18 protein-coding genes, 2 tRNA genes and 1 pseudogene are annotated in these 22,537 nt (G+C 67.7%); 9 read left to right on the top strand and 12 right to left on the bottom strand.

Annotated elements, in window-relative coordinates; genetic code table 11:
- Window positions 1–188 precede the first annotated feature (188 nt).
- Entirely contained in the window at window positions 189–2,876 is a 2,688-nt protein-coding gene (valS, locus tag ACEXHE_RS01755) for a valine--tRNA ligase (protein ID WP_374784486.1), read from the top strand.
- A gap of 88 nt (window positions 2,877–2,964) precedes the next feature.
- On the opposite strand, the gene ACEXHE_RS01750 is transcribed toward valS, so the two are convergent.
- The 7 genes from ACEXHE_RS01750 to ACEXHE_RS01720 form a co-directional block, all read right to left on the bottom strand.
- Entirely contained in the window at window positions 2,965–3,234 is a 270-nt protein-coding gene (locus ACEXHE_RS01750; protein ID WP_356966145.1) for a hypothetical protein, read from the bottom strand.
- Between the two features lie 82 nt (window positions 3,235–3,316).
- Window positions 3,317–3,946, bottom strand: coding sequence for a DsbA family protein (locus ACEXHE_RS01745; protein ID WP_356966144.1), 630 nt, complete (start codon window positions 3,944–3,946; stop codon window positions 3,317–3,319).
- A 62-nt stretch (window positions 3,947–4,008) separates the two neighbouring features.
- Complete coding sequence (gene clpX, locus ACEXHE_RS01740) at window positions 4,009–5,325, bottom strand: ATP-dependent Clp protease ATP-binding subunit ClpX (RefSeq protein ID WP_091694216.1); 1,317 nt, start codon at window positions 5,323–5,325, stop codon at window positions 4,009–4,011.
- Between the two features lie 220 nt (window positions 5,326–5,545).
- On the bottom strand, window positions 5,546–6,232 hold the full coding sequence (locus ACEXHE_RS01735; RefSeq protein ID WP_091695210.1) for an ATP-dependent Clp protease proteolytic subunit: 687 nt from the start codon (window positions 6,230–6,232) through the stop codon (window positions 5,546–5,548).
- 80 nt (window positions 6,233–6,312) lie between these two features.
- A complete protein-coding gene (locus tag ACEXHE_RS01730) occupies window positions 6,313–6,906 on the bottom strand; it encodes an ATP-dependent Clp protease proteolytic subunit (protein ID WP_091694220.1) in 594 nt (197 codons plus the stop codon).
- A gap of 290 nt (window positions 6,907–7,196) precedes the next feature.
- Window positions 7,197–8,990: a trigger factor gene (gene tig, locus ACEXHE_RS01725; RefSeq protein WP_374784485.1), complete on the bottom strand. Its 1,794-nt coding sequence runs from the start codon at window positions 8,988–8,990 to the stop codon at window positions 7,197–7,199.
- 58 nt (window positions 8,991–9,048) lie between these two features.
- Window positions 9,049–9,122: transfer RNA gene (locus ACEXHE_RS01720), tRNA-Pro, on the bottom strand.
- Window positions 9,123–9,334: 212 nt separating this feature from the next.
- Here ACEXHE_RS01720 and ACEXHE_RS01715 point away from each other — a divergent pair.
- Window positions 9,335–9,405: transfer RNA gene (locus tag ACEXHE_RS01715), tRNA-Gly, on the top strand.
- A gap of 72 nt (window positions 9,406–9,477) precedes the next feature.
- Here the strand turns inward: ACEXHE_RS01715 and ACEXHE_RS01710 are convergent.
- Complete coding sequence (locus ACEXHE_RS01710) at window positions 9,478–10,455, bottom strand: Fpg/Nei family DNA glycosylase (RefSeq protein WP_374784484.1); 978 nt, start codon at window positions 10,453–10,455, stop codon at window positions 9,478–9,480.
- Between the two features lie 36 nt (window positions 10,456–10,491).
- A complete protein-coding gene (locus ACEXHE_RS01705; protein WP_356966137.1) occupies window positions 10,492–10,965 on the bottom strand; it encodes a ribose-5-phosphate isomerase in 474 nt (157 codons plus the stop codon).
- Between the two features lie 201 nt (window positions 10,966–11,166).
- Here ACEXHE_RS01705 and pepN point away from each other — a divergent pair, with 201 nt between their 5' ends.
- The 3 genes and pseudogenes from pepN (at window position 11,167) to ACEXHE_RS01690 (ending at window position 14,922) form a co-directional block, all read left to right on the top strand.
- A complete protein-coding gene (gene pepN, locus ACEXHE_RS01700) occupies window positions 11,167–13,764 on the top strand; it encodes an aminopeptidase N (protein WP_374784483.1) in 2,598 nt (865 codons plus the stop codon).
- Between the two features lie 105 nt (window positions 13,765–13,869).
- A pseudogene (locus tag ACEXHE_RS01695) lies at window positions 13,870–14,301 on the top strand (OsmC family protein); the annotation flags it as partial.
- A gap of 297 nt (window positions 14,302–14,598) precedes the next feature.
- The gene (locus ACEXHE_RS01690) at window positions 14,599–14,922 is read left to right on the top strand and encodes a globin (RefSeq protein ID WP_245760586.1); all 324 of its coding nucleotides are present in this window, start codon (window positions 14,599–14,601) and stop codon (window positions 14,920–14,922) included.
- Between the two features lie 3 nt (window positions 14,923–14,925).
- Here the strand turns inward: ACEXHE_RS01690 and ACEXHE_RS01685 are convergent, their stop codons facing one another.
- Window positions 14,926–15,636, bottom strand: a complete 711-nt coding sequence (locus ACEXHE_RS01685; RefSeq protein WP_374784482.1) for an aminoglycoside 3'-phosphotransferase — start codon at window positions 15,634–15,636, stop codon at window positions 14,926–14,928.
- 32 nt (window positions 15,637–15,668) lie between these two features.
- Window positions 15,669–16,379, bottom strand: a complete 711-nt coding sequence (locus ACEXHE_RS01680) for a hypothetical protein (protein ID WP_356966131.1) — start codon at window positions 16,377–16,379, stop codon at window positions 15,669–15,671.
- 110 nt (window positions 16,380–16,489) lie between these two features.
- Between ACEXHE_RS01680 and ACEXHE_RS01675 the strand changes: the two genes are divergently transcribed.
- From ACEXHE_RS01675 to ACEXHE_RS01660, 4 genes are all read left to right on the top strand, one after another.
- Window positions 16,490–17,497, top strand: coding sequence for an acyl-CoA thioesterase (locus ACEXHE_RS01675; protein WP_374784481.1), 1,008 nt, complete (start codon window positions 16,490–16,492; stop codon window positions 17,495–17,497).
- Window positions 17,498–17,572: 75 nt separating this feature from the next.
- A complete protein-coding gene (locus ACEXHE_RS01670) occupies window positions 17,573–18,451 on the top strand; it encodes an N-formylglutamate amidohydrolase (protein ID WP_374784480.1) in 879 nt (292 codons plus the stop codon).
- Window positions 18,448–19,653: a flavohemoglobin expression-modulating QEGLA motif protein gene (locus ACEXHE_RS01665; RefSeq protein WP_177227806.1), complete on the top strand. Its 1,206-nt coding sequence runs from the start codon at window positions 18,448–18,450 to the stop codon at window positions 19,651–19,653. Before ACEXHE_RS01670 ends, ACEXHE_RS01665 begins: the two co-directional genes overlap by 4 nt.
- Before the next feature lie 54 nt (window positions 19,654–19,707).
- A complete protein-coding gene (locus tag ACEXHE_RS01660) occupies window positions 19,708–20,751 on the top strand; it encodes a glutathione synthetase (protein ID WP_374784479.1) in 1,044 nt (347 codons plus the stop codon).
- A gap of 95 nt (window positions 20,752–20,846) precedes the next feature.
- On the opposite strand, the gene ettA is transcribed toward ACEXHE_RS01660, so the two are convergent.
- Window positions 20,847–22,529 carry an energy-dependent translational throttle protein EttA gene (ettA, locus tag ACEXHE_RS01655; protein WP_091694261.1) on the bottom strand — a complete coding sequence of 561 codons (1,683 nt, stop codon included), beginning with the start codon at window positions 22,527–22,529 and terminating at the stop codon, window positions 20,847–20,849.
- Between the last annotated feature and the right edge of the window lie 8 nt (window positions 22,530–22,537).

The raw sequence follows: 22,537 nt of genomic DNA, 5'->3' as shown, positions 1-22,537 counted from the left end.
CTGCGCGGAGGGGTGACGGATGCGGTCACGCAGACTGAGCGGCTGGTGTGCTCATGGTGGTCCTGATCTCAGCCGAGGTCAATCGTTGGGGGCCGTGGCACGTGGCCGTGCCCCGAGCATGCACGGCTGTCGTCAGGACGTGTCTGCGGATTCGGAGCGCCTGCGCGCACCGTGGGATGATGGGCGGCATGGCTGACCACGCGCAGGGCACAGACACGCCCATCTCCGATCCGAACGCATCCACTTCCGGCACCGCCGCCACCTCGGTGAACGTCCCTGACCGCCCCGCCCTGGAGGGCCTGGAGGACAAGCTCTCCGAGCGCTGGCGCACCGAGGGCACCTACGCCTTCGAGGCTGACACCACGCGCGAACAGGTCTACTCGATCGACACCCCGCCGCCCACCGCGTCCGGGTCTCTGCACGTGGGTCACATGTTCTCCTACACCCAGACCGACGTGCTGGCCCGCTTCCAACGGATGAACGGCAAGAACGTGTTCTACCCCATGGGCTGGGATGACAACGGCCTGCCCACCGAGCGGCGCGTGCAGAACTACTACGGTGTGCGGTGCGATCCCACCAAGCCGTACGTGGAGGGCTACCGCCCCCCGGAGACCCCCGCGAAGAACCAGCGCGACTGGGACGTGGTCTCCCGCAAGAACTTCATCGAGCTGTGCGAGGAGCTGGCGGTCGAGGACGAGAAGGTCTTCGAGGCGCTGTTCACCCGCCTGGGACTGTCCGTGGACTGGTCGCTGACCTACCGGACCATCGACGACGTCTCCCGTGCCGTCTCCCAGCGTGCCTTCCTGCGCAACCTGGCCTCTGACGACGCCTACATGGCCGAAGCTCCCACCCTCTGGGACGTCACCTTCCGCACCGCCGTGGCCCAGGCCGAACTGGAGGACCGGGAGATGCCCGGCGCCTACCACCGGATTCCGTTCTTCACCGAGTCCGGCGAGCAGGTCATCATCGAGACCACCCGCCCCGAGCTGCTGCCGGCCTGCGCGGCTCTGGTGGCCCACCCCGACGACGAGCGGTACCAGGGCCTGTTCGGCACCATGGTCACCTCACCGCTGTTCGAGGTCCCGGTGGAGGTCAAGGCCCACGCCCTGGCCAAGCCGGACAAGGGCTCGGGCATCGCCATGGTCTGCACCTTCGGCGACCTGACCGACGTCACCTGGTGGCGTGAGCTGCAGCTGCCCACCCGAACGCTGATCGGCCGGGACGGGCGCTTCCACGCCGAGACTCCCGAGTGGATCACCAGCGAGGCCGGACGTGCCCACTACGAGGCGCTGGCCGGCAAGACGGTGTTCTCCGCCAAGGAGGCCGTGGTCGCTGCACTGAAGGAGGCCGAGCTGCTGGACGGCGAACCGAAGAAGATCACCCACCCGGTGAACTTCTACGAGAAGGGCGACAAGCCGCTCGAGGTCATCTCCTCCCGCCAGTGGTACATCCGCAACGGCGGACGTGACGCAGCTCGTCGGGACGCCCTGGTCTCGCGTGGGCGGGAGGTCGCGTGGCACCCGGAGTTCATGCGCTCTCGCTATGAGAACTGGGTCGAGGGCCTGAACGGCGACTGGCTGGTCTCCCGTCAGCGGTTCTTCGGTGTGCCGATCCCGGTCTGGTACCCCCTGGACCAGGACGGTGAGCCGGACTACGAGCACCCGATCCTCCCCTCTGACGAGGCGCTGCCCGTGGACCCCGTGGCCGAGGCCGCTCCGGGCTATGAGGAGTCCCAGCGCGATGTCCCGGGTGGTTTCACCGGCGATCCGGACGTCCTGGACACCTGGGCCACCTCCTCGCTGACTCCGCAGATCGTGGGTCAGTGGAGCCGTGACGAGGACTACTTCGGTACGGTCTTCCCGTTCGACCTGCGTCCCCAGGGACACGACATCATCCGGACCTGGCTGTTCTCCACCATGGTCCGTGCTGAGGCCCTGAACGAGTCCATCCCGTGGAAGCACACCGCGCTCTCGGGCTGGATCCTGGACCCGGACCGGAAGAAGATGTCCAAGTCCAAGGGCAATGTGGTGGTCCCCACCGACGTGCTGGATGAGTTCGGCTCCGATGCTGTGCGCTACTGGGCTGCCTCGGCCAAGCTCGGCGCGGACACGGCCTACGAGGTCGCGCAGATGAAGATCGGGCGACGCCTGGCCATCAAGCTGCTCAACGCCTCCAAGTTCGCCCTGAACCTGGGTGCCACCGAGCAGAACGTGATCCGCTCCGCTGAGCAGGCAGCGGTCATCACCAACCCTCTGGACCGTGCACTGATGGTGCGGCTGCGGGAGACCGTGGAGCAGTCCACCCGGGCATTCGAGGCATATGACTACGCCCGCGCGCTGAACCTGACGGAGTCCTTCTTCTGGCAGTTCACCGATGACTATGTGGAGCTGATCAAGGACCGTGCGTACGGAGGACACGGCGAGGGCGAGCAGGCGTCCGTGCTGGCCGCCCTGGCGACCACGCTGGATGCCCTGCTGCGCCTGCTGGCACCCTTCCAGCCCTTCGCCACGGACGAGGTCTGGGGCTGGTGGCGCTCCGGTTCGGTGCACCGCGCGGCCTGGCCGGGCCTGGCCCAGGAGGTCACCGGCATCCAGGCGGCCTCCGACGGCGGCGACGCCGGTGTCCTCTCCACGGTCGCCCAGGCCCTGGGCGGGATCCGCAAGTCCAAGTCCGAGGCCAAGGTCAAGCAGCGCACCGAGGTGCGTTCTGCTGTGGTCACGGCTCCAGCCGACCGACTGGAGCAGCTGCGCGGCGCCCTGCAGGATCTGAAGGCCGCCGGCAACGTCACCGACCTGTCCCTGGTGGAGGGCACACCGGAGGGTGACGCCGTCCTGGTGGTCTCCGACGTGGAGCTGGCACCCGCCGAGGACCAGTGAAAGCGCCTTGACGCCGTGATGCCCGCCGAGTTGCGACCGGCGGGCATCACGGACTGTATTCAGTCAGCCCCGACTCGAGGTCAGGGAGTCATCGTCTGATGGAGTACGAGATGTGGGTCTCGTAGCGTTTGGCGTCGAAGAAGTACTGGCACGCGTAGGACACACGGAGACCGGTGATGGCCCGGTAGCGCTTCAACTTGTCCACCGCGACCAGAGTCTTCTTCTGGCAGTCGTGATAATTACCTGAGTAGATGTACATGTTCTCCACGGCGGCGGCTGGGGCGGCTGTGCCCACCAGGCCCGACGCAGCCAGCGCGCCGACGGCGAGTACGGACGCCACGCCCTTCTTCATACCCATGCTTCCTCCTCCCTCGTCATTGTCTCCGATCCCCTCGGAGCACACGACGAGGCTACTCCCCCAGCGCCAGGCGAGTCCAGACTCAGTCGAACTGGGGCTGGGTGGTGCGGGAGCGCTTGATCTCGTAGAAGTACGGGAACCCGGCCAGGGCCACCGCGCCGTCGAAGATCCGGCCGGCTTCCTCGCCGCGCGGGATGCGCGTCAGCACCGGACCGAAGAAGGCGGTGCCGTTGAAGGAGACCACGGGAGTGCCCACGTCGTCCCCGACCAGGTCGATCGCCTCCTGGTGCGAGGAGCGCAGCTTCTCATCCTCAGCATCGGTCTTCGCTGCATCGAGGATCTCGGCGTCGTAACCCAGTTCCTGGAGGGCCTCGGCGATCACGGCCTCGTAGTCCTTGTTGCCCTGATTGTGGATCCGGGTGCCCACGGCGGTGTACCACTCGCCCAGGGCCTCCACGCCGTGGCGCTCACGGACCTGGATCGCGGCACGGGCCGGGAGCCAGGCCTTCTCCATGCGCTCCAGGTAGCCCGGGTCCAGGTCGCGGCCCTCGTTCAGGACAGAGAGGGACATGGCATGCCAGGTGACCTTCACGGGGCGGACCTTCTCGACCTCGAGCATCCACCGGGAGGTGATCCAGGCGAAGGGGCAGGTCGAGTCGAACCAGAAGTCGACCTTCTGGGTGTCCTGTGCGGTCTGCGGGGTCTCGGTCACGAAAGCGCTCCTTGAATGCTCGGGATCGGGCGGTTCAGCCCGTCACACGGTCCAACAGGTGATCAGGCTGACTTGTTCCGCCGCTTGCGGTCCACTTCACGGGAGATCAGCGTGGGCTCGGCGCCGTCACGGACCACATCTGCGGTGATGACCACCGTGGCGATGTCGTCTCGGGAGGGCAGATCGAACATGACCGGCTTCAGGACCTCTTCCATGATCGATCGCAGTCCACGGGCACCGGTCCCCCGTTCCTCGGCCTGCTCGACCACCGCGTCCAGGGCGTCCTGGTCGAACTGCAGCTCCACGCCGTCCAGCAGGAACATCTTCTGGTACTGCTTCAACAGGGCGTTCTTCGGTTCAGTCAGAATCTGGATCAGCGAGGCTCGGTCCAGGTTCTCCACGGTGGTGATCACCGGGAGGCGCCCGATGAACTCGGGGATCAGGCCGAACTTGAGCAGGTCCTCGGGGCGCACCTCGGAATAGGTGACGTCTCCGCTGCCCAGATGGTTCAGCGGAGCGCCGAAGCCGATCCCCTTGCGTCCGGCCCGGGAGCCGATGATCTCGTCGAGTCCGGCGAAGGCACCGGCCACGATGAACAGGACGTTGGAGGTGTCGATCTGCAGGAACTCCTGATGTGGATGCTTGCGCCCGCCCTGGGGCGGCACGGAGGCCACCGTGCCCTCCAGGATCTTCAACAGCGCCTGCTGGACGCCCTCGCCGGAGACGTCACGGGTGATCGAGGGGTTCTCCGACTTGCGCGAGATCTTGTCGATCTCGTCGATGTAGATGATCCCCTGCTCGGCTTTCTTCACGTCATAGTCTGCGGCCTGGATGAGCTTGAGCAGGATGTTCTCCACGTCCTCGCCCACGTAGCCAGCCTCGGTCAGCGAGGTGGCGTCGGCCACGGCGAAGGGGACGTTCAGCATCCGGGCCAGCGTCTGGGCCAGATAGGTCTTGCCGGAACCGGTGGGACCGACCATCAGGATGTTGGACTTGCCGACCTCCACATCGGAGAGGGAGTCCTCCAAGGAGGCGTGCTGTTCCAGGTGCTCGGCGAAGGAGGACTCCTTGCCGGCAGTGTGCCCGCCGCGGATCCGCTTGTAGTGGTTGTAGACGGCCACCGCCAGAGACCGCTTGGCGGCGTCCTGGCCGATCACGTACTCCTCGAGGAAGGCGTAGATCTCCTTGGGCTTGGGCAGCTCGACCTCAGCGGTCTCCACGACCTCCGCGAGCTCCTCCTCGATGATCTCGTTGCACAGTTCGATGCACTCATCGCAGATGTAGACACCGGGGCCGGCGATGAGTTTCCTGACCTGCTTCTGGCTCTTTCCACAGAACGAGCACTTGAGCAGGTCAGCGCTTTCGCCGATGCGTGCCATGCGGGGGTCTCCTCAGACATCAGGGGGGCGATCGCGGGTGATGGGCCGGTGGTCGACCGGGGCTATCGATCGCAGTTTGTCCAGCATACGTCCGGTGCCGGACGCGATAGCGGTCCGCAACGGCGGATGTCGGCACCGACCCGGGTCGACCACAGCTGAAGGGCCGCCACCCGGTCTTGGGAGGCGGCCCTTCAGTGTCGATTCAGCGGATCAGCCGATCTCAGCTGCTCAGCTGGGGGCGGCTGATCTTGCGGGGCTCGAGCACCTCGTCCACCAGGCCGTACTCCTTGGCGCCCTGGGCGGAGAGGAACTTGTCCCGGTCGATGTCCTGACGGACCTGCTCCGCGCTCTTGTTGGTGTGCGAGGCCAGCGTCTCCTCCATCCAGGTGCGGATGCGCAGCAGCTCCTCCGCATGGATCTGCAGGTCGGTGGCCGTGCCGCGGTCCCCACCCATGGAGGGCTGGTGGATCAGCACGCGCGCGTTGGGCAGCGCCAGTCGCTTGCCCGGGGCACCGGCAGCCAGCAGCACCGCGGCCGCAGAGGCAGCCTGTCCCAGGCACACGGTCTGCACCTCAGGACGGATGAACTGCATGGTGTCGTAGATCGCGGTCATGGCGGTGAAGGAGCCGCCCGGCGAATTGATGTAGAGCGTGATGTCGCGCTCGGAGTCCATGGACTCCAGCACGAGCAGCTGGGCCATGATGTCATCGGCCGAGGCGTCGTCCACCTGGGCGCCGAGGAAGACGATGCGATCCTCGAACAGCTTGGCGTAGGGGTCCTGGCGCTTGAAACCGTAGGGGGTGCGCTCCTCGAACTGCGGCAGGATGTACCGCGAGGTCGGGGAGGTCCGCCCGATGCCGGAGGGCATGCCGGGCTGATCGGTCATTCCGGTGGGGTACTGGTTCATCATCTGAAGGTCTCCTGGACAGAGCTGGTGACGTCTGACGGGGTCGGTCGGTTGGATCGGCTGGAGCTGGAGCAGACAGCTCAGCTGTCCACGCCACCGCCGCCGGTCACGGTGCCGGCCCGCTCGGCGATGTGGTCGAAGAAGCCGTACTCCAGGCCCTCCTGAGCGGTGAACCACTTGTCACGCTCATTGTCCTTGAGAATGGTCTCCACGGTCTGACCGGTCTGCTCGGCGGTCAGCTCGGCCATGACCTGCTTCATGTGCAGGATCAGCTGGGCCTGGATGCGGATGTCCGACTCGGTGCCGCCGATGCCGCCGGAGGGCTGGTGCATCAGGATGCGCGCATGCGGGGTGGCGTAGCGCTTGCCCTTGGTGCCGGAGGAGAGCAGGAACTGCCCCATGGAGGCGGCCATGCCGGTGGCCACGGTCACCACATCATTGGGGATGTACTGCATGGTGTCGTAGATCGCCATGCCCGCGGTGATCGAGCCGCCCGGGGAGTTGATGTACAGGTAGATGTCCTTGTGCGGATCCTCGGCCGAGAGCAGGAGCATCTGCGAGCAGATGGCGTTGGCGTTCTCGTCCATCACCTCGGATCCCAGCCAGATGATGCGTTCCTTCAGCAGCCGGTTGTAGATGTAGTCCTCGCGGGCCGCCGGGTCCACCGACGCCATGCGGGGTGCGGGAGTGGATGCAGTCATTGCGCCCTGCCTTCCTGATGCTCTGGCCGTGTGCGCGTCGGGTCCGGACACAGGTCCGGCTCACCGGCCGCGCGATTTCTTCGAGACTACTGTCACGGCTCGTCCACCACCCGTGCGGCACCGCACTGTTCGCTGTTGGCGCATGGTCCGCACCGGTTGCCTCAGCAGGTCCCGACGGCGCCCGGACAGCAGAGCGCCCGGGTCGCCGCCCTGCCCCGTAGGGGTGGGAGGCGCCCGGGCGCCTGGTGGATCACCGGAGAGGATCAGCCCTCGGTGGTCTCCTCAGCCTTCTGGGCCGGTGCCTTCTTGGCAGCCGGCTTGCGAGCCGGAGCCTTCTTGACCGGAGCCTTCTTCTCGGTCTGCTCGGCGCCCTCGCCCTCAGCCTTCTTGGCCGGAGCCTTCTTGGCCGTGGTGGACTTGGCAGCCGTGGTCTTGGCGGCGGCGGTCGACTTGGCGGCCGGCTTACGAGCCGGAGCCTTCTTGGCCGGAGCCTTCTCCTCCGTCGCTTCGCCAGCCTCGGCGTCGTCGGCCTTCTTGGTCGGAGCCTTCTTGGCCGTGGTCGACTTGGCAGCCGTGGTCTTGGCGGCGGTCGACTTGGCGGCCGGCTTGCGAGCCGGAGCCTTCTTCGCCGGAGTCTTCTTCTGTGCGGCCTCATCAGCCGAGTCAGCAGACTCAGCAGAGTCGGCAGACTCCGGGGAGTCGGCGGAATCGGCCGAATCAGCGGAATCCGCCGAGTCAGCAGACTCCACAGCATCCTGGCCGCCCGGGGTGACGAAGGCGGTCAGGTCGACCTTGTTGCCGTCGGTGTCGGTGACCTCGGCGTACTCCAGCACCTTGGCCAGGGCCTTGCGGCGGCGCACCTCGCCCATGATCATCGGGACCTGGCCGGCCTGGTCCAGCATCTGGGCGAACTGGTTCGGGTCCATGCCGTACTGGGAGGCGGTGGTGATGATGTACTCGATCAGCTCGCCCTGGTCCACACCGATCTCCTCGGCGTCGGCCACGGCGTCCAGGATGACCTCGTTGCGGAAGGCCTCGCGGGTGTTCTGCTCGACCTCGGCGCGGTGCTCCTCGGTGTCGTGGTCATCACCCTCGGTGTGGCCGCCCTGGGCGAAGTGCTGCTCGACCTGCTCGGTGATGATCGAGTCCGGCACGGCGACCTCGACGAGCTTGACCAGCTCCTCCAGGACCTTGTCGCGGGCCTCGACGCCCTGACCGGTGACGGCGCCCTCGGCGGCCTGCTTCTTCAGGTCCTCCTTGAGCTCGTCGATGGTGTCGAACTCGGAGGCCAGCTGGGCGAACTCGTCGTCGGCCTCGGGCAGCTCACGCTCCTTGACGGCGTCGAGCACGACCTTGACCTGCGCCTTCTCGCCGGAGCGATCGCCGCCGGCCAGGGTGGTCTCGAAGATGGCGTCCTCGCCGGCGGACAGACCCTCCAGGGCCTCGTCCATGCCGTCGAGCATGGTGCCGGCGCCGACCTGGTAGGACAGACCTTCCGCCTGGTCGACCTGCTCGTCGTCGATGGTGGCGGTCAGGCTGATGGTGACGAAGTCGTCCTTCTTCGCCGGACGCTCCACGTCCTTGAGGGTGCCGAAGCGGGAGCGCAGGTCGTCCAGTGCCTTCTGCTCGTCCTCCTCGGTGGCGGCGGCGGGCTCGACGGTGACCTTCAGGCCCTTGTAGTCGGGCAGCTCGATCTCCGGGCGCACGTCCAGCTCGGCGGTGAACTTCAGCGGAGCCTCAGCGTCGCCGTCGGTGCCGGGCGTGGAGGTGATCTCCACCTCGGGGCGGGAGAGAGGCGTGATCTCGGCCTCGATCAGGGCCGCCTGGTAGAACTCGTTCAGACCCTCGTTGATGGCGGTCTCGATCACGAAGCCGCGGCCGACCCGCTGGTCGATGATGCGCGCCGGCACCTTGCCCTTGCGGAAGCCGGGAACCTGGATCTGGTTCGCCACGGTGGAGTAGGCCTCGTCGATGCGCGGCTTGAGGTCCTCGAAGGGGACCTCCACGTCCAGCTTGACCCGGGTGGGGCTGAGGTTTTCTGCGGTGCTCTTGACCACGTAGGACTCCTGTAGATGGATCGGGAACGTCGTACTGATGCTTGATGTCGAGATGACGTCGGGGTGACAGGATTTGAACCTGCGGCCTCACGCTCCCAAAGCGCGCGCTCTACCAAGCTGAGCTACACCCCGCCGATCCGCCCTCGAGCGCACAGCAGTGCACCGTCAGGGCGGAGACGGACCGTCCAAGACTACCCCCTGCATTCAGCAGGCGAGTAATCACGGTTCCAGGTGACCTCGTCCCGGAGGCACAGCAGGTCCCGACGACGGCGCGTCCACCAGGGCGATCAGCGAGCCTTTTGCAGAGCGAGGGTTCCGGTTGGTAGGCTCAACCTCGCTGTTCCGGGGATGTAGCTCAATGGTAGAGCCCCAGTCTTCCAAACTGGCTACGCGGGTTCGATTCCCGTCATCCCCTCCGCATCCCAGCAGGGCCCCTGACCGATCCGGTCCGGGGCCCTGCTGCTGTTCTGGACCGTCTCCGTCCTGCTCACGCCTGACAGACGGCGCAGCGGTACAGCTTGCGCTGGACCATCTCCTCCACCACGATCGCGTCGGCACCGTCCCGCGAGGTGGTCCCGCAGACCAGGCAGGTCTGTCCCTGCCGCTGGTACACGTAGGTCGCATGCTCCGGCCACGCCTCGGCCTCCGGCACGCCGGGCCGGTGCTCCGGTGCGGTGGTGATGATCCGTCCGCGTCTCACTCCGATCCCCATCAGCAGGACCAGGTCCTCCCACAGGCCCCGCAGTTCCTGGTCGGAGAGCGACCGCGCCGGACGGTGGGGGTCGATCCGCTGCCGGAACAGTGTCTCCGCGCGGAAGATGTTGCCCACACCCGCGATGATCGACTGATCCATCAGCACGGCGCCGATGGCCCGCCCGGTCCGGCTGGCTCGCCGCACGAACTCCCCCGCGTCCGCCTGCGGATCCAGCGGATCGGGCCCGAGGCCCGAGCGCACCGTCTCCACCTCACCCGGCGTCAGGACGCGGCAGATCGAGGCACCCACCAGGTCCGCCCAGCCGTGCTGGGTCACCAGCCGCACGCGGGTGGTCGGCGTGGGTTCCGGCGGCTCCGCCGCCGCTCTCCCAGCCACGGCGTCACCTGGCGCACCTGCGGAAGGCGACCGGCCGTCGTCGGGAAGGGGGTGGGCAGGGTCAGCCGACTCACGGTGGATCTCCCGCTCGCCGATCCTCCGGGGTGCACCGATGGAGGAGGCCACCGTGAAGGTGTGGTCCCCGCCGAAGGTCCAGGCCCCGTACATCCCCAGGTGCACATTGAGGGTGTGACCGTGGTCGAAGGTGAGGAAGAAGTGCTTGCCGTGGGCGATCGACTCCACGGGAACATGACCGTCCAGCTGAGCGGCACCCTCGGCGAACCTCCCCTGCGGAGAGGTGGCCCGCACCGACTGCCCCACGAACGTGTCCTGGAACTGCCGGGCGAGCCGGTGGATGGAATGGCCCTCAGGCATGGGACACGCGCTCCGAGCGGTTGCCGCAGAGAAGGATCACATCTGGACTTCGCCGGTGCGCTCGTAGTGCCCGATCTTGCCGATCCGGCGCACGTGGCGCTCGTCATTGCTGAAGGGCTCGGCCAGGAACGCCTCGATCAGCTCGGTGGCCTCCTCCAGGGAGTGCTGACGCCCGCCCACGGCCACCACATTGGCGTCGTTGTGCTCGCGGGCAAGCCGGGCGGTGTCCAGGTTCCAGGCCAACGCCGCACGGATGCCCTCGACCTTGTTCGCCGCGATCTGCTCGCCGTTGCCGGAGCCGCCCAGCACGATGCCCAGGGAGTCCTTCCCCTCGGCGCGCTCGGCGGCCACCGCCCGGGCGGCGTTGATGCAGAAGCCGGGGTAGTCGTCCTGGGCGTCGTACTCCTGGGGCCCGTGGTCCACCATCTCGTAGCCGCGCTCGGCCAGGTGCCGCTGCAGGTGGGCGGAGAGCTCGAGGCCGGCGTGGTCAGTGGCGATGTGGACGCGCATGGGGGCTCCTGGTTCGGTCGGATCGGACGGGCCTGTGGGGTCGCCATCCACCCTACCGGCGCGGACGGTCCCCAGATCCTGTGCAGTGGGACACATCGGTGGCACAATGGGGAGTTGCTCATCGCTTGTTTCACATCTGGTGCCACGACGGACTCTCAGCCCCGTCCTCACCCCTGTCACCACCGTCGCCCTGGAGGCTCTGTGTCCACTCTGAACATCACCCGCGAGGAGGCCCGCGTCCGCGCTGAGGCGCTGTCCGTGGAGTCCTACGAGATCGATCTTGACCTCACCCTGCCGGGAGACCACTTCCGTTCACGCACCACGGTCCGGTTCCGCGCGTCCGAGGACGCCGTGGGCGGTCAGACCTTCATCGACTTCGTCTCCACGAACCTCACCGCCGTCACCCTCAACGGCACTGAGCTGGGCTCGGACTGCTCGGACGGCACCCGCATCACCGTGGGTCCGCTGGCCGCAGAGAACACCCTGGTGGTGGACGGCCTGGCCGACTACATGAACACCGGAGAGGGCCTGCACCGCTTCGTGGACCCGGTGGACCAAGAGGTCTACCTCTACTCCCAGTTCGAGGTGCCGGACTCCCGCCGCATGTTCGCCGTGTTCGAGCAGCCCGACCTCAAGGCCACCTTCGCCTTCACCGTCACCGCTCCGGACCACTGGGCCGTGGTGTCCAACTCCCCCACGCCGGAACCTGTTCGCGCTGAGCTGGCCGAGGGCTCGCCGTTCTCCGGCGCCTCCACCTGGACCTTCACGCCGACGCCACGGATCTCCTCCTACATCACCGCGCTGATCGCTGGCCCATACCGCTCCACGCACTCCGAGCTGACCAGCGCCGACGGGCGGACCATCCCCCTGGGTGCCTACTGCCGGGCCTCGCTGTTCGAGCACCTGGACGCGGAGAACATCTTCGAGCTGACCCGCCAGGGCTTCGAGTTCTTCGAGGCCCAGTTCGGCACGCCGTACCCGTTCGAGAAGTACGACCAGCTCTTCGTGCCCGAGTTCAACGCCGGCGCCATGGAGAACGCCGGGGCCGTCACGTTCCTGGAGAACTACGTGTTCCGCTCCCGTGTCCCCGAGGCCATGGTGGAGCGCCGAGCCATCACCGTGCTGCACGAGCTGGCCCACATGTGGTTCGGCGACCTGGTCACCATGAAGTGGTGGAACGACCTCTGGCTCAACGAGTCCTTCGCCGAGTTCATGTCCACCCTGGCCGCGGCGGAGAACACCAAGTACATCGGAGCCTGGACCACGTTCTCCTCCATGGAGAAGGCGTGGGCCTACCGCCAGGACCAGCTCTCCACCACGCACCCGATCAAGGCCGAGATCCGCGATCTGGACGATGTCCTGGTCAACTTCGACGGCATCACCTATGCCAAGGGCGCCTCGGTGCTGCGCCAGCTGGTGGCCTGGGTGGGCCAGGAGAACTTCATGGCCGGCGTGCGCGAGTACTTCGGCCAGCACGCCTGGTCCAACACCGAGCTGCCGGACCTGATGCGCGAGCTCGAGGCCTCCTCCGGCCGCGACCTGTCCGAGTGGACCCGGCTGTGGCTGGAGACCTCCGGGGTGAACACCGTCTCGGTGGAGGTGGACACGCAGGGCGAGGGTCCCGACGGCGTCATCACCTCCCTGCGCCTGGTCCAGTCCGCGCCCCGCGGGGTGGAGCAGGGCGAGCCGGGAGACGCAGTGCTGCGTCCTCACCGCATGGCGGTGGGCTTCTATGACCTGGACGACGACGGCCGGCTCGTCCGCACCCAGCGGTACGAGCTCGATGTGGACGGCGAGGTGACGGAGGTCTCCGAGGCTGTCGGCGCGCGCCGCCCTGCGCTGATCCTGCCCAACGACGATGATCTGGCCTACGCCAAGATCCGCCTGGACTCGGCGTCCTGGACGATGGCCGCCGAGCGGCTCAAGGACGTGGCGGACTCCTTGCCGCGCACCCTGCTGTGGGGTGCCGCGTGGGACACTGCTCGGGACGGAGAGGCCACGGCGCAGTGGTTCGTGGACCTGGTGCTGGCCAACATCGGCCACGAGGTGGACTCCTCGGTGGTGCAGACCCTGCTGCGTCAGCTCAACACCGCCCTGTCCCTCTACACCCCGGAGGACCAGGCCTCGCAGCTGCGGGCGACCGCCGCAGACCGTCTGCTGGAGCTGGCTCGTGGCGCCGAGGCCGGGTCGGACAACCAGCTGCAGTTCATCAAGGCCTTCGCCCAGCATGCCCGCACCGGCGAGCAGCTGGACACCCTGGCCGGGCTGCACTCGGCAGAGCAGTCCCTGGACGGGCTGGACCTGAACACCGACCTGAAGTGGGAGATGCTGACCGGGCTGGTGGCCGGCGGCCGTGCCGGTGAGTCCGAGATCGCGGCGGCCGAGCAGAACGATGCCACCGCCACCGGTGCCCTGGCGGCGGCTCAGGCCCGGGCCGCTGTGCCGACCGCTGAGGCCAAGCAGCGCGCCTGGGACCAGGTGGTGTCCGGGGAGCTGTCCAACACCACCCAGCGCAATGTCCTGGCTGGGTTCGCCCGCACCAACGACCCCGCTCTGCTGGCCGGCTTCGCACCGCAGTTCTTCGAGGGCGCCGAGGAGCTGTGGGCCTCGCGTTCGCACGAGATGGCCGAGTCCGCCGCCATCGGCCTCTTCCCCACCTCCCAGGTCTCACAGCAGACCGTGGACGCGGCGAACACGCTGATCGAACGGGCCCGGGAGAAGCAGGCCGCTCTGGCCCGCACGGTCGCGGAGTCCCGCGATGAGGTGGTCCGGGCACTCAAGGCGCGCGCCACCCGCTGATCCCGCCACACCGCAGCTGCACCGCAGGGCCGGGTCGTCGTTCAGACGTCCCGGCCCTGTTCCGTCCGGATCGTTCACGCCGCCCCACGCGGTAGGTTGGAGGGTGTGAACCACAGCTTCTCCCTGCGCGCAGAATGGACCGGGAACCGCGGCACCGGCACCTCCGGCTACAAGGACTACGACCGTGACCTGGTGATCCAGGCTGAGGGCCCCGGTGAGCTTCAGGGCTCGGCCGCCCGAGCCTTCCACGGGGCCGAGTCACGGTGGAATCCGGAGCAGCTGCTGCTGGCCGCCCTCACCGAATGCCACCTGCTCTCCTACCTGCACAGCGCCACCCAGGCGGGCGTCGTCGTGACCGGCCTGGCCTGCCGCGCCGAGGTGACCTTGGAGACCACCTCGGACGGTGCCGGGCAGATCACCTCCGCCGTGCTGCGGCCTGAGGTGTGGCTGGCCGAGGAGTCCCAGCGGGAGCAGGCCGATGGCCTCCATCCGCAGGCTCATGAGCGGTGCTTCATCGCCCGGTCGGTGAACTTTCCGGTGACGATCGAACCAGAGGCGCCACGGCAGATGCCGCATCTGCCGGAGTTCAGCAGCCGACTCGGCGCACCGATCGCCGTCCTGCGGCCCCGTGAGGCCAAGCGCCCGTCCCAGGTGACGGGGCTGGAGAACCGGCCGGTCTCCCCCGGTGCGGCCCACACCCCGCCGTTCACTCGGACCTCTGAGACGGGTGCGTCGCCGGCAGCCGCCACTGCGGCTTCCCCGGCCGCATCCGCTCCGGCAGAGCCGCAGTCCACCTTCTACGATCAGGTCGGCGGACATGAGACCTTCGCGAAGCTGTGCCGGGTGTTCTACGAAGGCGTGGCACAGGATCCGCTGCTCAAGCCCATGTACCCGGAGGAGGACCTGGGACCGGCTGAGGAGCGGCTGCTGCTGTTCCTGGAGCAGTACTGGGGCGGCCCGCGGACCTACAGCGAGCAGCGGGGCCATCCGCGGCTGCGCATGCGCCACATGCCGTACACCATCGACTTCGAGGCACGAGACGCCTGGCTGCGCCACATGCGCACGGCCGTGGACTCCCTGGAGCTGGCCCCCCTGCACGAGCACATGCTCTGGGACTATCTCGAGCGCGCGGCCCACTCCATGGTCAACTCCGCCTGAGTCTCACCCGGCGTTCCACAGGTCCGTGTAGAAGGACAGCTTCTCGGCGTTCCTCTCGATCCCGTAGGCCCGCAGGAATCGGTCCGTCCAGTCACTCCGGTCCGCCGGAGCCGGCAGATTCCAGGCCAGGCTCATCAGCGCCGGGGCCAGGTCAGCCCATCGGTCGGCGACCCCGCACATGCCCACATCCACGTACCCAGTGCACTCCAGACGGCCGTCCTTCCGAGCCAGCAGCGTGTTCGGTGTGCAGGCGTCGCCATGGCACACCACCGGGTCCAGGGCAGGGATGGGTCGTCCGTCCGGCGCACCTCCTCGGGCAGCCACCGACCAGGTGAAGGGACAGCCGGTCAGGGGCACCGCATCGTGGAAGCGTCGCAGTGCCCGTCCCAGGGCGTCGACGGCCTCCTCCGGCTCTGCCATCAGATCCGGGTCCGCCGCCGAGGCTCCCGGAAGCCCCTCCGTCCACAGCCAGCCGACGCCGTCCCGCACTCCGGCATCGAGCACCGCCGGAACCGGGACGAAGGTCTGCAGCCAGCGCAGCCGTTCGACGTCCGAGAACACCTGGAACTCGGGATGGACCGGCCCCACCTTGAGGAACTCGCGGTCCGCCCCGTCGCCGATCTGCCAGGTCACTCCCCCGATCTCGTTCAACCACACCGGCACGGCGGATCTGCCGTCCAGGATCTGCTCAACCTGCAAGGGCGGGGCGCCCATCTCGCCCGGTGTTGGTCGCCGAGCAGGACGTGTCACAGCCGAGGAGAGGTGCGGCACAGCACGTGACCGGCCGGGGAGCTGAGCCGGGTCCATGGCCCCTGAGCGTGCACGGTGGCCGAACCGCCCGGGGTGAGGAATCCCAGTCCATGGGCGGCGAAGGCGGCGGCGGCCGGCAAGATGCCCTCGTGCTCGTTCGGGCCGCCGAGCATGCGGCCCCACACCGCGGCACGCGCCTGGGCCACCATGGACGCGCCAGGGTCCGTGGGCAGGGCCGATCCGAGCTCTCGCACGCCGTCCTGAGCGATCTGCTGCAGCTCGGCGTCCTCCACCACGGCCACCGGCTGCCACCCGCTGCGGGGAGGCGTCACGGCCGTCCAGGTCACCGACTCGGTGACGGGAGGATGGGCCAGTGCGGTCAGCCCCTCACCCTGCATCCGCGCCAGCCGCTCCAGGATGGAGGAGATCGGGTAGACCTCGTCCACGGCGGGGCTCGCCGGCTCGGTCAGCCGCAGCGTCCGCAGCCCCAGTGCCACCGGCACCCGGTCGCCGAGCCCCCGAGGCTGCAGGACCGAGACCCAGGCGGCCAGAACCGAGCCAGCGCTCTGCAGGCGAACCCCGGTGTCGGACATCGCCTTGGCCCGGGTCAGGAAGCGTTCCAGGTCCCGCACGGCATCCAGGTCGTCCAGGACCAGCGGTTCGGGCGTGGAGGAGGCACGGGGACGGGACACAGACGCGGCAGACATGCCGTCCATTGTCCCATCCCGGCCCCCCGCGCCCGGTCTAGGATGGCGGGCAGGCCCTCTGGGCCCGCAGACTCCACCGGCGCTGGCCGCGCCACGGCGAAGGGACCCCCATGACCGGTGACCAGGGACGACGTCGGCTCACGCGGCGAGGTGCGCAGCGGCCGGTCCCAGCGCCCGAGGATCCCACCGATCTGCTGCGTCAGGTGCTGACTCTCGAGGACGGCGGAGCCGATCCCCGCACGGGAGACCTGACCTTCACCGGGCAGACACCTCGGCAGGCCCACGGCCGGGTCTTCGGCGGCCAGGTGATGGCCCAGTCGCTGATCGCCGCGTTCCGGACCGTGGATCCTGGGCGCGCAGCCCACTCCATGCACTGCTACTTCATCCGTCCTGGTGATGCCCAGAAGCCGATCGCCTTCACCGTGGAGAACCTTCGGGATGGACGGTCCTTCTCGGTGCGGCGGGTCCACGCCAGCCAGGACGGCAAGGCGCTGATGTCCCTGACCTGCTCGTTCCAAGAGCCCTCCGGGGGGCTGGAGCATCAGGCGCCCATGCCCCAGGGTGTGCCGGATCCTGAGTCCCTGCCCTCCACAGCGGACCGGCTGGGACATCTGAACCATCCGATCGCTCACGAGTGGTCGTGGGCCCGGCCCTTCGACATCCGGCATGTGGACGCACCGGTGTACCTCCACCCGGCTCAGGAGAAGGTGGCCACCAACCTGGTGTGGATGAAGACCTTCACCCCGGTGGAGGGGGACGCGAACGTCCAACGGGCCGCCCTGGCCTATGCCTCGGACTACACCCTGCTGGAACCGGTGCTGCGCCGCCACGGACTGGCCTGGGTCCGCCCCGGGATGAGCGTGGCCTCCCTGGACCACGCCATGTGGTGGCACCGCCCCGCCCCGGTCGACGAATGGCTGCTGTACGTCCAGACCAGCACCTCAGCGCAGGGATCCCGTGGACTCGGTCAGGGCCGGATCTACACGCGCAGCGGGGAGCTGGTGGCCTCGGTCGCCCAGGAGGGGATGATCCGGGTGCCCACCGGCGTGCAGTCCTCCATGCGCAACGCCGTCCAGGACCTGGTGCTCAAGACCGCGTGGCGGCGACCCACCCGCTGAATCACCCCATCGTCACCCTCCCCCTTCCTGTGAACCGCCTCACAGGCGCGCCTGTCATGGTCTAGCGTGATCACCATGGACACGCACACTGCAGATCAGCTTTCCCAGCATGGTCGAGACCGCGAGGACGGGGCCGCTCCGTTCCGCGCCGTCGGGCCCTGGGCCGACTCCAGAGCCGACGCTGCCAGCCAGGTGGTCTTCACGGCGGTGCACACCGGTCATGACCTGCGCGACGAAGTCCGTGAGCTCATGATCCTGGACGAGGACACCCGGCTGCGCGAGGAGGACCCCTTCACCGATCGTCTGGGCGCTGGGGTCGGATCCGGACTGGTGATGAACCGCTCTCGGTTCGAGGTGGACGTGAACCGTCCGCGGGCCACCTCCGTCTATCAGACCCCGGACGAGTGCTGGGGACTGGACGTGTGGCGGGACGGACGACTGCCGGATGACATCGCCGAACGCAGCCGCGAGGTCCACGATGCCTGGTTCGCCGAGCTCGGCCGACGCTTGGACGTGCTGGCCGCCCGCGGTCCGTTCGTGGTCTTCGACATCCACTCCTACAACCACTACCGGGACGGACAGGACCAGCCGCCCGCACCCCAGGACGGCAACCCGGACATCAACGTCGGCACCGGCTCCCTGGATCGTGAACCCTGGATCCGGGTCGTGGATGCCTTCATGGAGGCCATGGGGTCGCCCACGGTGGCGTCCACCGGTCGTTCCCTGGACGTCCGTGAGAACGTGCGGTTCTGGGGCCAGAACCAGGCCCGGTGGATCCACCGGCGCTACCCGGACACCGCCTGCGTCCTGGCCCTGGAGTTCAAGAAGACCTGGATGGACGAATGGACCGGTCAGCCGGACCAGGAGCACATGGAGCAGCTGGCCCAGATCCTGGCCTCCACCGTGCCCGCGGTGACCGAGGCGCTGAAGCAGGTGAAGGTGCCCACGCCATGACCGCGAAGACACCGCGAACCACACCAGATGAACCTGCCCCGTCCACCAGCGGGGGCATCTCCCTGCGTGACCGTGCCATCGACCATGAGCTGGCCCTGGTCTCCCAGAGCTTCCGCTTCCTGCTGGACGTCACCCCGGTGAACGTCGAGCCTGCCCGGGAGGAGTTCCTCTCCAGCGGTCGACTCCCCGAGTTCGTCTACCGAGACCTCGAGGACGACCCCGATGTGCTGCGCCGGGTCCTCAAGGACATCCCCATCCAGGAGGTCGACGACGCCGTCCTGGGCACCCTGCTGCGCAACAAGCACCGTGAACTCTCCCTGCAGATCGATCTGCTCGAGTCCCGGGACACCGAGGCCTTCATGCCGCTGAGCATCGAGCTCTACGGCGCCATCACCCCCTCCCTGCGCCATACCGCCGAACAGATCCTCGAGTCCGTCACGGTGCCCAAGTCCACCAAGGACAGCAGCTACCGGGCCGAGGAGTTCCTGAAGCTGGCCTTCGAGGAGATCGGCCACTACCGCGAACAGGACCCGGACATCGAGATGCACGCCGAGATCCGTGAAGACGTCTCCGGCGTGATGGTCTCCGGCGAGTCCCTGCTGATGGGACCGTCCTCCAAGGTGCAGAAGGTGCGTGCCGCTGCGCTGCTGCACCATGAGGTCGGCACACACCTGGTCACCCATGTCAACGGTTCGGCCCAGCCGGTGAAGATCATGGGCAGCGGCCTGGCCGGCTATGACGAGACCCAGGAGGGACTGGCGGTGCTGGCCGAGGTCGCCTGTGGGGGGCTGACCGCCTTCCGGCTGCGTCAGCTTGCCGCCCGCGTGCTCACCGTGCATCGCATGGTCTCCGGAGCGAACTTCGCCGAGGCCCACCAGGCGCTGCTGGAGGACGGCATCCCCGCCTCCTCGGCCTTCACCACCACCATGCGTGCCTTCCGCTCCGGTGGCATGACCAAGGACGCCATCTATCTGCGCGGCATGCTCGAGCTGCTCGAGCACCTCAAGGACGGAGGTTCCCTGGACCTGCTGCTGCTGGGCAAGTTCGCCCTGGAGGACCTGCCGCTGGTCACCGACCTGCAGGAGCGCGGCGTCCTGGAGCCGCCCCGGCTCACCCCGCGGTGGTTGGAGGACGAGGATTCCGCGGCCCGTCTCGGACGCGCCGCCGCCCTGGGCGATCCGGCGCTGCTGGTCGCCTCCTGACCTCACGCACCACCTCATCCAGACCTTCCACACCCCGTCCCCGGAGGAGACCCCATGAAGATCGGATTCGTCGTCAACGACGTCGCCACCGAGAAGCACACCTACACCACCACCCGGCTGGCCATGGCCGCCAGCCAGGCTGGCCACGAAGTCTGGCTCACCGGCACCGGTGACTTTGCCTACGAACCCGACGGCACCCTGTCCGTCCGGGCGGCCGGCGCCGGTGACAAGAACTACCGTTCCCTGGAGCGGTACCTCGAGGACGTGCAGAAGCCGGAGTCCAGCAAACAGGTCTCGGTGCATGACTTCGACGTGGTGATGCTGCGCAACGACCCGGCCGATGACGCCTCCGACCGCCCGTGGGCACCCACCGCCGGAGTGGCCTTCGGACAGCTGATCGCCTCCACGGGCGTCCTGGTCGTCAACGACCCGCACACGCTGGCCAACGCCCTCTCCAAGGCCTACTTCCAGCACTTCCCCGAGGCTGTTCGCCCCAAGACACTCATCTCCCGTGATGAGGCCATGATCTCGGATTTCGTGGACGAGATGGGCGGCAAGGCCGTGCTCAAGCCCCTGCAGGGCTCAGGCGGCTCCAGGGTGTTCCTGGTGGACCGCAAGGAGTCCCCCAACCTGAACCAGATCGTCGAGGCGATCGCCCGTGACGGCTACGTGGTGGCCCAGGAATATCTGCCGGAGGCCAAGAACGGCGATGTCCGCATGTTCCTGATGAACGGACGGCCACTGCAGGTGGACGGCGAGTACGCAGCCTTCCGCCGCCGCAACGCCGAGGGGGATGTCCGCTCGAACATGTCCGCCGGCGGCAAGGCCGAGAAGGCCAAGGTCACCGACGAGATGCTGCACATGGTCGAGCTGGTCCGGCCCAAGCTGGTCGCCGACGGCATGTTCCTGGTCGGCCTGGACATCGTGGGCGACAAGCTCATGGAGGTCAACGTCTTCTCCCCCGGCGGCCTGGGCTCCTGCCAGGAACTGTACGGGGTGGACTTCGCTCCGGCCATCATCGCCGACCTCGAGCGCAAGGTCGATGTCCGCCAGCACTACTCGGCCCGCCTGAGCAACACGGACCTGGTGACCATCTGAGGTCTGCGCCAAGCCAGCACGACGACGCCCCCGCACCTTCCCTGTGAAGGTGCGGGGGCGTTCGCAGTCCAGGCAAGCTGGACTGACGGAGGGGATCAGTCGCGGGTGAGCTTGCGGTGCGTCACACGGTGCGGGCGTGCGGCCTCCGGGCCCAGACGATCGATCTTGTTGGCCTCATAGGACTCGAAGTTGCCCTCGTACCAGTACCAGTTGGCCGGGTCCTCCTCGGTGCCCTCGTAGGCCAGCATGTGGGTGGCCACGCGGTCCAGGAACCAGCGGTCGTGGGAGATGACCACGGCGCAGCCGGGGAACTCCAGCAGGGCGTTCTCCAGGGAGGTCAGGGTCTCCACGTCGAGGTCGTTGGTGGGCTCATCGAGCAGCAGCAGGTTGCCGCCCTCCTTGAGCGTCAGGGCCAGGTTCAGGCGGTTGCGCTCACCACCGGAGAGCACTCCGGCGCGCTTCTGCTGGTCCGGGCCCTTGAAGCCGAACGCCGAGACATAGGCGCGCGAGGGCATCTCCACGTTGCCGACCTTGATGTAGTCCAGACCATCGGAGACGACCTCCCAGAGGGACTTCTCCGGGTCGATCCCGCCGCGGGACTGATCCACGTAGGAGATCTTGACGGTGTCGCCGATCTTCAGGTCGCCGCCGTCCAGCGGCTCCAGGCCCACGATGGTCTTGAACAGGGTGGTCTTGCCGACGCCGTTGGGACCGATGATGCCCACGATGCCGTTGGGCGGCAGGGAGAAGGACAGGTTGTCGATCAGGACGCGATCCCCGAAGCCCTTCTTCAGGTTCTTGGCCTCGATCACCTGGGTGCCCAGACGCGGTCCCGGCGGGATCTGGATCTCCTCCAGGTCCAGCTTGCGGGTCTTCTCTGCCTCAGCGGCCATCTCCTCGTATCGGGCCAGACGGGCCTTGGACTTGGCCTGACGACCCTTGGTGTTGGAGCGGACCCAGTCCAGCTCCTCGGAGAGGCGCTTGGCCAGCTTCTGGTCCTTCTTGCCCTGGATCTCCAGGCGGGCACGCTTCTTCTCCAGGTAGGTGGAGTAGTTGCCCTCATAGGGGTAGAGACGGCCGCGGTCGACCTCACAGATCCACTCGGCCACGTGGTCCAGGAAGTACCGGTCGTGGGTCACCGCGACGACGGCGCCGGGGTAGGAGGCCAGGTGCTGCTCGAGCCACTGCACGGACTCGGCGTCCAGGTGGTTGGTGGGCTCATCGAGCAGCAGCAGGTCCGGCTTCTGCAGCAGCAGCTTGCACAGGGCCACGCGGCGACGCTCACCACCGGAGAGCTTGGTGACATCGGCATCGCCCGGAGGGCAGCGCAGGGCGTCCATGGCCTGGTCCAGCTGGGAGTCGATGTCCCAGGCGTCGGCGGCGTCGATCTCCTCCTGGAGCTTGCCCATCTCCTCCATCAACGCGTCGAAGTCCGCGTCAGGATCGGCCATCTCCTCGGAGATCTGGTTGTAGCGCTGGATCTTGCCGTAGATCTCGCCCACGCCCTCCTGGACGTTGCCGAGCACGGTCTTCTCCTCGTTCAACGGCGGCTCCTGCATGAGCATGCCCACCGAGTACTCGGGAGAGAGCCGGGCCTCGCCGTTGGAGGGCTGGTCCAGTCCAGCCATGATCTTCAGGATCGTGGACTTTCCGGCGCCGTTGGGGCCGACCATGCCGATCTTCGCTCCGGGGAAGAAGGACATCGTCACGTCGTCCAGGATCAGCTTGTCGCCCACCTTCTTGCGGGCCTTGACCATGGTGTAGATGAATTCAGCCATGCTCTCCA

The organism is Micrococcus sp. IITD107 (assembly GCF_041927415.1).
Lineage (GTDB): Bacteria > Actinomycetota > Actinomycetes > Actinomycetales > Micrococcaceae > Citricoccus > Citricoccus terreus.
Note: the sequence above shows the minus strand (reverse complement) of the source record. Positions and strands in the feature narration are given on the sequence as shown.